Origin of the sequence: Actibacterium sp. (assembly GCF_041584535.1) — a bacterium.
In the GTDB taxonomy this organism is placed as follows: Bacteria; Pseudomonadota; Alphaproteobacteria; order Rhodobacterales; family Rhodobacteraceae; genus Actibacterium_D.
Window position 1 is genome coordinate 1 of sequence record NZ_JBFHDW010000079.1, and the last position, 9,499, is coordinate 9,499.

10 protein-coding genes and 1 riboswitch are annotated in these 9,499 nt (G+C 64.4%); of the genes, 9 read left to right on the forward strand and 1 reads right to left on the reverse strand.

What is annotated here, in order from left to right:
• Positions 1-846: hypothetical protein (locus tag ABYW26_RS05770; RefSeq protein WP_372603836.1), on the reverse strand; the 846-nt coding region annotated here is incomplete at its 3' end.
• A 111-nt stretch (positions 847-957) separates the two neighbouring features.
• On the opposite strand from ABYW26_RS05770, the gene ybeY reads away from it, so the two are divergent.
• The 9 genes from ybeY to ABYW26_RS05815 all read left to right on the forward strand — a co-directional run.
• Positions 958-1,455 (forward strand): rRNA maturation RNase YbeY, encoded by a 498-nt coding sequence (gene ybeY / locus ABYW26_RS05775; protein ID WP_372603837.1) that lies wholly within the window; start codon positions 958-960, stop codon positions 1,453-1,455.
• Between the two features lie 37 nt (positions 1,456-1,492).
• Complete coding sequence (locus ABYW26_RS05780; RefSeq protein WP_372603838.1) at positions 1,493-2,440, forward strand: transporter associated domain-containing protein; 948 nt, start codon at positions 1,493-1,495, stop codon at positions 2,438-2,440.
• A gap of 2 nt (positions 2,441-2,442) precedes the next feature.
• Positions 2,443-3,963 carry an apolipoprotein N-acyltransferase gene (lnt, locus tag ABYW26_RS05785; protein WP_372603839.1) on the forward strand — a complete coding sequence of 507 codons (1,521 nt, stop codon included), beginning with the start codon at positions 2,443-2,445 and terminating at the stop codon, positions 3,961-3,963.
• A gap of 35 nt (positions 3,964-3,998) precedes the next feature.
• Positions 3,999-4,048, forward strand: a riboswitch (SAM-SAH riboswitch).
• A 5-nt stretch (positions 4,049-4,053) separates the two neighbouring features.
• Positions 4,054-5,220 carry a methionine adenosyltransferase gene (gene metK / locus ABYW26_RS05790; RefSeq protein ID WP_372603840.1) on the forward strand — a complete coding sequence of 389 codons (1,167 nt, stop codon included), beginning with the start codon at positions 4,054-4,056 and terminating at the stop codon, positions 5,218-5,220.
• 3 nt (positions 5,221-5,223) lie between these two features.
• Positions 5,224-5,688 (forward strand): preQ(1) synthase, encoded by a 465-nt coding sequence (queF, locus tag ABYW26_RS05795; RefSeq protein ID WP_372603841.1) that lies wholly within the window; start codon positions 5,224-5,226, stop codon positions 5,686-5,688.
• A 41-nt stretch (positions 5,689-5,729) separates the two neighbouring features.
• Entirely contained in the window at positions 5,730-6,443 is a 714-nt protein-coding gene (trmB, locus tag ABYW26_RS05800; protein WP_372603842.1) for a tRNA (guanosine(46)-N7)-methyltransferase TrmB, read from the forward strand.
• A 76-nt stretch (positions 6,444-6,519) separates the two neighbouring features.
• On the forward strand, positions 6,520-7,872 hold the full coding sequence (aroA, locus tag ABYW26_RS05805) for a 3-phosphoshikimate 1-carboxyvinyltransferase (protein ID WP_372603843.1): 1,353 nt from the start codon (positions 6,520-6,522) through the stop codon (positions 7,870-7,872).
• Complete coding sequence (gene cmk / locus ABYW26_RS05810) at positions 7,869-8,477, forward strand: (d)CMP kinase (RefSeq protein ID WP_372603844.1); 609 nt, start codon at positions 7,869-7,871, stop codon at positions 8,475-8,477. Before aroA ends, cmk begins: the two co-directional genes overlap by 4 nt.
• Before the next feature lie 363 nt (positions 8,478-8,840).
• Positions 8,841-9,499 (forward strand): S1 RNA-binding domain-containing protein (locus tag ABYW26_RS05815; RefSeq protein ID WP_372603845.1); only part of this gene is annotated, 659 nt, incomplete at its 3' end.

The window sequence follows — 9,499 nt, forward strand, 5'->3', positions numbered from 1 at the left end:
CGCAGCCGCCGCCAGCAGCGACAGATCGCCCCCGGCTTGCGTGGCGTTCAGCGCCGGGAACAGCGGCGCAACGGTGTCGATCTGCGCCAGCGCATCCTGGCCAGCCTTGGCGGTGCGGTCGTCCTCGGACGCGGCCAATTCGCGGGCAATGATGCGGGCGGCTTCGACAAAGCCCCATGCGTCGCGGTATTCCTGCGGCGCCTCGATGCGGGTTTCATCGACCCCGGCGGCATAATCGGCCGCTGCCGTGTCCAACAGCGCCTTGGCCGCGAACAGCTGGTCACGCGCCGGGGCGCCAATGGATTTGCGCGCGGCGGCGATGGCGGTCAGCACCTTGTCCGCCGCCTTGGCGACCTTCTTGGTCGAGGCGCCGTCGGTCACCAGATCGGCGAAATCTTCGGCTTCGTCCTCGAATTCCTTGGCGCCATATTCTTCCAGATCATGCTCAAGATCGTCGTAATAGGCGTGGTGCGATTGCTCCAGATGCTCGACCGCCTGCGCTGTGTCGCCACTGGCATAAAGCGCGGCGACGATCAGGTGGGTGGCTTCGAACTTGCCCAGCTCGGTCAGGAATTCCGCCGGGCCTTCGGGCACGACGACGCCCGACTCGCCTGCTTCACCAGCCTCGCTTGAGGCGGCGGCGTGGCCGGATTCCCCCGCCTCGCCGGCTTCGCTTGTCGGGGTGGTGTGACCGGATTCACCGGCTTCGCTGGCCTCGCCGGCATAGGCGGCGGGAATAAGGCTGCGGCCAACGGGGGCGATCTGCACACCGGTCAGCGCAATCGCGGCGACCGATCCGGCAACCGCCCATGTGCGGGGCGTGACGCGGCGGGAAGTATCGGACATGATTATTCCTGTTTAGTAACCAAGGTTTTTAGTCAAGTATTTCCGCCCGGCAAGACTGTCAACGCTTTTTCGCTCTGTTGCCGGATCGGGCAGGGCGATAAGATCACCGGCATGAGTGTGGATCTTATCATTGAAGACGCGCGTTGGACGCAGGCCGGGTTGCAGGATCTGGCCGACACCGCCTGTGCCGCGACGCTGGCGCATCTGGGCCTGCCCGAGGACTGTGAGATCAGCCTTCTGGGCTGTGACGACGTGCGGATCGCCGTTCTGAACGCCGATTTCCGCGACAAGCCGGTGCCGACCAATGTGCTGTCATGGCCCTCGGACGATCTGGCCGCCGAAGATGACGGCGACCGCCCCTATGCGCCCGAGGCCGATTTCCCCGAAATGCCGGTGGAACTGGGCGATATCGCCATTGCCTATGACACCTGCGACCGCGAAGCGCGCGATCAAGACAAGCCCTTTGCCCAACATGTGACCCATCTGCTGGTGCATGGCACCCTGCATTTGTTGGGTTTCGACCACATCCGCCCGCTAGATGCCGAACTAATGGAGGGGTTGGAGGTGGAAATACTTGCAACTTTGGGTATCGCGGACCCATATGAATGAGACGGGTTCTCAGGCCCGGACTTAACGGTAAGGAATGATGGGCCAGAATACAGACGGCTCTTCTATGGCGGCGCAAGGCGCGCCTGAAAGTGAAGACAACAGTCGCCGCGGGCTTTGGTCCCGGCTGGCAGGTGCGCTCAGCGGCGCGCCTCAATCTGATGACAGCGACAACATGCAAGACCCGGCCGCGACCGGAACCCAACGCTTTGCACCGGCGCTGGGCATCGGCAACCTGCGCAAGATGCGGGTCGAGGACGTGGCTTGGCCCAAGGTCGAGATCGTCGCCGTGCCGCTGGACATCGGCAAGGACGATCTGGTCAAGGTATTCCGCGACAGCGGCATGACCCGCCTGCCGGTCTATGACGGCACGATGGATACGCCGGTGGGTTTGGTCCACCTCAAGGATTTCGCGCTGAAATACGGGTTCAACGGCAAGACCACGCGGTTCTCGCTGAAACCGCTGCTGCGGCCGCTGCTGTTCGTGCCGCCGTCGATGCCGATCGGGGTTCTGCTGCAAAAGATGCAGAACGACCGGATGCATATGGCGCTGGTGATTGACGAATATGGCGGTGTGGATGGTCTGGTGACCATCGAAGACCTGATTGAACAGGTGATAGGCGAGATCGAGGATGAACACGATGTCGCCGAGGGCCGGTTCTGGACGCTGGAAAAGCCGGGCTGCTATCTGGCTCAGGCGCGGGCGCCGCTGGACGAATTCGAGGCGGCGATCGGTCTGAAACTGGTCGACGAGGAAGACGAGGAAGAAATCGACACGCTGGGCGGGTTGGTGTTCATGGTCACGGGCCGGGTTCCGGTCCGGGGCGAGGTCATCCCCCATGAAAGTGGCGCCGAGTTCGAAATCGTCGATGCTGATCCGCGCCGGATCAAGCGGCTGCGGGTGCGGCTGCCCGAGGCCGTGGTGGCCGCCGCGGTCGCCAAGGCCGCCCAAGCGGCCGAGGCCGAGGCCGAAAAACAGGACAGCTAACAATGGCGTCAACCCCGCCGGAACTGCTTGGCCGGTTCGCGTCCGGGCGCGGCGGATGGCTGATCGCCTTTGTTTTGGGCGTAATCGCGGCTGCGGGGCAGGCGCCGCTTGACCTGTGGCCGCTGGCGCTGGCCGGGTTCGCCGGGCTGATCGCGCTGGGCCTGTCCGCGCCCGGCCCGTGGCGGGTGGCGCGGCATCTGTGGCTGGGCGGCGCGGGCTATTTCAGCGCGGCTTTGATCTGGATTATTCAGCCTTTCCTTGTGGATGTGGCCCGCGATGGCTGGATGGCGCCCTTTGCCTTGGTGTTCATGGCCTTTGGTCTGGCGCTGTTCTGGGGCGCGGCAGGATATGTTGCGGCACGGCTGGGAACCGGGCGGCGCAGCCGCGCGGTGGCGCTGGTGCTGGGCCTGACGCTGGCCGAGATGCTGCGCTCGTATATCTTCACCGGCTTTCCATGGGCGCTGATCGGGCATTTGTGGATTCCGACTCCGGTTCTGCAACTGGCGGCGCTGACCGGGCCGCATGGGCTGACGCTGTTGGCGCTGGCGTTGGTGACCCTGCCGGTGGTTCTGGGCCGACGCGGCGCGCTGGCGGGGATGCTGATCGGCGCCGGGGTCTGGGCCGCCGGGCTGTGGCAGCTTGCGCAACCGGTGCCGCCCCGTGCTGATCCGGTGACCGTGCGCCTGATTCAGCCCAATGCCGCCCAGCATCTGAAATGGCGCAGCGACATGGCGCCGGTGTTCTTTCACCGACAACTGGCGCTGACCGCCGCCCCGGCTGACCCGGCGCCCGATCTGATCGTCTGGCCCGAAACCGCAGTGGCCTATACCCTGTCCGGCGCAGGCCCGATCCTGCGCCAGATCGCCAGCGCCGCGAATGGTGTTCCGGTGGTTCTGGGCGTGCATCGCCGTGAAGGTTCGCGGGCCTTCAACGCCGCCGTGGTGCTGGATCAGGCGGGCGGCGTCACCCAGATTTACGACAAGCACCATCTGGTGCCGTTTGGCGAATACCTGCCCTTTGGCGAGACTTTGGCCCGGTTCGGTCTGTTTGGTCTGGCCTCGGGCGGCATCGGCTACAGCCCCGGGCCGGGGCCGCAGATCTGGGACTTGGGAAAGGCCGGGCAGGTTCTGCCGCTGATCTGTTACGAGATGATCTTTCCCAACGACCTGCGCGATGCGCCGACGCGGCCCGATTGGGTGCTGCAACTGACCAATGACGCATGGTTCGGCAGCTTTTCCGGCCCCTATCAGCATCTCGCCCAAGCGCGGCTGAGGGCGGTCGAACAGGGGCTGCCGATCCTGCGCGCGGCCAACACCGGGGTGACGGCGGCAATTGATGCGCGGGGCAGGGTGCTGGCACGCCTGCCGCTGAACGAGCCGGGGTCGCTGGATGTGCCGCTGCCGGGGGCGATTTCGGCGCGCCCCTATGCCCGCACCGGCGATCTGCCGGCGGCGCTGCTGCTTTTGGCCGCATTTCTGGCGCTGGCGCTCAGGCGGCGGCGGGCTGGGTCAATATCTCATTGACCCCATGCAACAGGCCGCGTAATTCGGTTGCGATTGTACTGCCACAACGGCTTCCTGACGTGGCGGGGAAAACCCAAACGGAGCACTTTCATGACGCGTCAGTCCTATATTTTTACCTCTGAATCCGTTTCCGAGGGCCACCCGGATAAGGTCTGTGACCGGATCTCTGACGCAGTTCTGGATGCGTTTCTGGCTGTCGAGCCGCAGGCGCGTGTCGCCTGTGAAACCTTTGCCACCACCAACCGCGTCGTGATCGGCGGCGAGGTGCGCGGCCCGCAATCCGTGATGGACCGGGTCGAGGACATCGCCCGCGAATGCGTGCGCGACATCGGCTATGAGCAGGACGGCTTTCACTGGAAGAACCTTGTGGTCGAGAACTATCTGCACGAACAGTCGGCGCATATCGCGCAGGGCGTCGATGCGGCGGAAAACAAGGATGAAGGCGCAGGCGATCAGGGGATCATGTTCGGCTATGCCGTCGATGAAACCGATCAGCTGATGCCGGCCCCGATCCATTATGCCCACGCGATCCTGCGCCGTCTGGCCGAGGTGCGTAAATCCGGCGAACAGCCGACGCTTCAGCCCGATGCGAAATCGCAGCTTTCAGTGCGGTATGAGGGTGGCCGCCCGGTTGGCGTCAGCTCGATCGTGCTGTCCACCCAGCACCAGTTCGAGAACCAAAGCTCGGACGATATCCGTGCCATCGTTGAACCCTATATTCTGGACGTCCTGCCCGAAGGCTGGGTCACCGCCGAGACCAAGTGGCACGTCAACCCGACCGGGAAATTCGTCATTGGCGGCCCTGATGGCGATGCCGGTCTGACCGGTCGCAAGATCATTGTCGACACCTATGGCGGCGCGGCCCCGCATGGCGGCGGTGCGTTCTCGGGCAAGGATCCGACCAAGGTTGACCGCTCGGCCGCCTATGCCGCGCGCTATCTGGCCAAGAACGTCGTTGCCTCGGGCATGGCCACGCGCTGCACGCTGCAACTGAGCTATGCCATCGGCGTTGCCCGTCCGCTGTCGATCTACGTCGATACCCACGGCACCGGGCAGGTTTCGGAAGAGTCGATCGAAAAAGCCGTGGCTCAGGTCATGGACCTGACCCCGCGCGGCATTCGTGAGCATCTGCAAATGAACAAGCCGATCTATGAGCGCACCGCCGCCTATGGCCATTTCGGCCGTCTGCCCGATGCCGAAGGCGGCTTTAGCTGGGAAAAGACCGATCTGGTCGAGGCCCTGAAAAAAGCGGTGTAAGCCATGCCCAAGACGGATGTTTCCGGCCTTAGCCAACTGGGCAGCGCGGTCGACGCGCCGCAAAGCCCCGAACAGGCTGTCTTGGAAAAAGTGCCCGCCAGCCACGCGGGCACCCTATATGTCGTGCGTTTTACCGCGCCCGAGTTCACCTCGCTTTGCCCGATGACCGGCCAGCCGGACTTCGCGCATATCGTCATTGATTACGTGCCGCGCGACTGGCTGGTCGAAAGCAAGTCGCTGAAGCTGTATCTGCATTCCTTCCGCAACCACGGCGCCTTTCACGAGGATTGCACCATCGACATCGGCAAGCGGCTGGTCGATCTGCTGGACCCGGAATGGCTCCGGATCGGTGCCTATTGGTTTCCGCGCGGCGGCATCCCGATTGACGTGTTCTGGCAAACCGGAACCCCGCCCGAAGGGGTCTGGATCCCGGATCAGGGCGTGGCCCCGTATCGCGGGCGCGGCTAGGCCGATTGCAAGGCCAGCCCGCTTGGGCTAAACGCGCGGCCATGACCCAGGACAACCATCCCTCCGGCGCTCCGTGGCGCAATTTCTATGGCCGGTTTCGCGGCAAGACCATGCGCGACACCCACAAGTCGTTTCTGGAAACCGACCTTGACGCGCTGTCGCCCGGCAAGGTCGATTGGGACGCAAACCCCACGCGCGAGAATATCGACCTGAACGCGCTGTTCGGCGGCAAAGATGTCTGGCTTGAGATCGGCTTTGGCGGTGGCGAGCACATGGTGCATCAGGCCGCGCAGAACCCGGATATCGGCATCATCGGCTGCGAACCTTTCATCAACGGCGTGGCAATGCTGTTGGGCAAGATCCGCGCCGCCGGGGTGGAGAATGTCTCGGTCTATCCGGGCGATGCGCGCAACCTGTTCGATGTGCTGCCCGAGGCCTCGATCTCGCGGGCGTTCCTGCTGTATCCCGACCCGTGGCCAAAGAAACGCCACCACCGTCGCCGGTTCGTCACCCCTGACCATCTTCAGCCGCTGGCGCGGGTTCTGAAACCCGGCGCGATCTTTCGCGTGGCCACCGACATTCCCGATTATGTGCGGCAAACGCTGGAACAGGTGCCGCGCGCCGGGTTCGAATGGCTGGCCGAAGGCCCCGAGGACTGGCGCCAGCCCTGGGGCGACTGGCTGTCGACCCGCTATGAGCAAAAAGCCCTGCGCGAAGACCGCACCCCGCATTACCTGACCTTCCGCCGGCTCTGATCGGCGCGAAAACCCTGTGGACCCGGCCCCGCGCATTGGGTAATTCCGGGGGCAACCTAGCAAAAGGAAGACCCGCATGTCCGGCCATGGTGACCCGATCCCGATGACTGCCCACAGGGGCGGCCCGCTGACTGGCGTGGCCGAGGTGCCGGGCGACAAGTCGATCTCGCACCGGGCGCTGCTTTTGGGCGCGATGGCGGTGGGCGAAACCCGGATCACCGGCCTGCTGGAAGGTCAGGACGTGCTGGACACCGCCAAGGCGATGCGGGCGTTTGGCGCCGATGTGGCGCATCTGGGCCATGGCGAATGGGTGGTCAACGGCGTTGGCGTCGGCGGCTTTGCCGAGCCGGAGGATGTCATCGATTGCGGCAATTCGGGCACCGGCGCGCGGTTGATCATGGGCACGATGGCGACCTCGCCGATCAGCGCCACCTTTACCGGCGACGCCAGCCTGCGTGGCCGCCCGATGGGCCGGATCACCGATCCGCTGGCGCTGTTCGGCACGCGCTCGTATGGCCGCAAGGGCGGGCGCCTGCCGATGACCATCGTCGGCGCTGAAAATCCGGTGCCGGTGCGCTATGTGGTGCCGGTGCCCTCGGCGCAGGTGAAATCGGCGGTGATGCTGGCGGGCCTGAACACGCCCGGCGAAACCGTGGTGATCGAAAAAGAAGCCACCCGCGACCATACTGAACGCATGCTGGCAGGGTTCGGCGCCAAGGTCAGCGTCGAAAACAGCCCCGAAGGCCGGATCATCACCCTGACCGGCCAGCCCGAGTTGAAGCCGCAAACCATCGTCGTGCCGCGCGACCCGTCCTCGGCCGCTTTCCCGGTCTGTGCGGCGCTGATCGTCGAAGGCTCGGACGTTCTGGTGCCGGGCATCGGCCTGAACCCGACCCGCGCCGGGCTGTTCACAACGCTGCAGGAAATGGGCGCCGACCTGACATTCGAGAACCTGCGCGAGGAGGGGGGCGAGCCGGTAGCCGACCTGCACGCCCGGTTCTCGGACAATATGAAGGGCATCGAAGTGCCGCCCGAGCGCGCGCCTTCGATGATCGACGAATACCCGATCCTGTCGGTGGTCGCGGCCTTTGCCACTGGCAAAACCGTGATGCGCGGGGTCAAGGAATTGCGGGTCAAGGAATCCGACCGGATCGACGCGATGGCGCGCGGGCTTGAGGCCTGTGGCGTCACCGTGGAAGAGGATCAGGACACCCTGATCGTGCACGGGCTTGGCGCGGGCGGCATGCCCGGCGGCGCCACGACGCAGGCGCGGCTGGATCACCGGATCGCCATGTCCTTCCTCTGTGCCGGTATGGCCGCGCAACAACCGGTCAGCGTCGATGACGCCGGTCCGATCGCCACCTCGTTCCCGATTTTCGAGCCGCTGATGGAACGCCTCGGCGCCCGTCTGGTCCGGACCCCGGCATGAGCTTTACCGTCGCAATCGACGGCCCCGCCGCTGCCGGTAAAGGCACGATCTCCAAGGCGGTCGCTGCGCATTTCGGCTTTGCCCATCTTGATACCGGCCTACTGTATCGGGCCGTCGGGGCGCGGATGCTGGACGGATTGAACCCCGTTCAAGCCGCCGAAACCCTGACCGCCGAGGACATCAAACGCGATGATCTGCGCACCGCCGATGTGGCGCAAGCCGCCAGCAAGGTTGCGGCCGTGCCCGAAGTGCGCCGCGCGCTGGTCGATTTCCAACGCGCCTTTGCGCTGCGCGCCGGGGGCGCGGTTCTGGACGGGCGCGACATCGGCACGGTGATCTGCCCCGAGGCCGAGGTGAAACTCTATGTCACCGCCAGCGACGAAATCCGCGCCCGGCGCCGGTTTCTGGAGCTGACCGAAAAAGGCCAGACCACGACACTGGAACAGGTGCTGGCCGACCTGCGCGAACGCGATGCCCGCGATCAAAGCCGCGCCACCGCGCCGCTGAAACCCGCTGACGACGCGCTGGTGCTGGACACCTCGGACATGAGCATCGACGCGGCGGTGCAGGCCGCCATCGACGCCATCGCGCGCCGCCGCGGCTAGACCAAAAGGATTGGGGCGCTGCCCCAAACCCCGGGATATTTGAACGAAGAAGAAACACCTGTCTTTTTCTTGGTGAAAATACTCATCCCCGACGCGCCGCAAGGCGCGGAGATTTAGACCTGCGCCGCAGGCGCGCCTTTGTGCGCGGGGCCTTGCGCTTAAGGCCGATCCGCACTATACCGCGCCCGTCGATAAGGCGATCAAAGCCATAGAACAAAAAGACGAGCAGGGTCGGTCATCTCCGGCCCTCTTTGTTTTATGGCCCGTCTGACCAACCCGTTTCGCCGAAGGCGGACATGAATCAAGACCGGCGGAGACAACCGCTCGGCCAGAAAAAACGTTTGAAAAGGAAACCGAGACCACATGGCTCAGAACGTATCTATGGAGGAATTCGAAGCCCTCCTTGCTGAAAGCTTCGAAATTGACACCCCCGATGAGGGCAGTGTTGTCAAAGGCCGCGTCATCGCCATCGAGGCGGGTCAGGCCATCATCGACGTCGGCTACAAAATGGAAGGCCGCGTTGATCTGAAAGAATTTGCCAATCCCGGCGAAGCCCCTGAAATCGCAGTTGGCGACGATGTCGAGGTCTTCCTTGACCGCGTCGAGAACGCCCGTGGCGAAGCGGTCATCAGCCGCGACAAAGCCCGCCGCGAAGAAGCCTGGGACCGTCTGGAAAAAGCCTATGCCGACGAACTGCGCGTCGAAGGCGCGATCTTTGGTCGGGTCAAAGGCGGCTTTACCGTCGATCTGGGCGGCGCTGTTGCGTTCCTGCCCGGCAGCCAAGTTGACGTGCGCCCCGTGCGTGACGCCGGCCCGCTGATGGGTCTGAAACAGCCGTTCCAGATTCTGAAAATGGACCGTCGCCGTGGCAACATCGTCGTGTCGCGCCGCGCCATTCTGGAAGAATCGCGTGCTGAACAGCGTGCCGAAGTCATCGGCAACCTGACCGAGGGTCAGGCTGTTGACGGCGTCGTCAAGAACATCACCGAATACGGCGCTTTCGTCGATCTGGGTGGCGTTGA

What these genes read in the sequence shown, in the direction of transcription:
- ybeY (WP_372603837.1), top strand. Translation starts at nt 958, where the DNA reads ATGAGTGTGGATCTTATCATTGAAGACGCGCGTTGGACGCAGGCCGGG.
- aroA (WP_372603843.1), top strand. Translation starts at nt 6,520, where the DNA reads ATGTCCGGCCATGGTGACCCGATCCCGATGACTGCCCACAGGGGCGGC.
- queF (WP_372603841.1), top strand. Translation starts at nt 5,224, where the DNA reads ATGCCCAAGACGGATGTTTCCGGCCTTAGCCAACTGGGCAGCGCGGTC.
- ABYW26_RS05780 (WP_372603838.1), top strand. Translation starts at nt 1,493, where the DNA reads ATGGGCCAGAATACAGACGGCTCTTCTATGGCGGCGCAAGGCGCGCCT.
- cmk (WP_372603844.1), top strand. Translation starts at nt 7,869, where the DNA reads ATGAGCTTTACCGTCGCAATCGACGGCCCCGCCGCTGCCGGTAAAGGC.
- trmB (WP_372603842.1), top strand. Translation starts at nt 5,730, where the DNA reads ATGACCCAGGACAACCATCCCTCCGGCGCTCCGTGGCGCAATTTCTAT.
- lnt (WP_372603839.1), top strand. Translation starts at nt 2,443, where the DNA reads ATGGCGTCAACCCCGCCGGAACTGCTTGGCCGGTTCGCGTCCGGGCGC.
- metK (WP_372603840.1), top strand. Translation starts at nt 4,054, where the DNA reads ATGACGCGTCAGTCCTATATTTTTACCTCTGAATCCGTTTCCGAGGGC.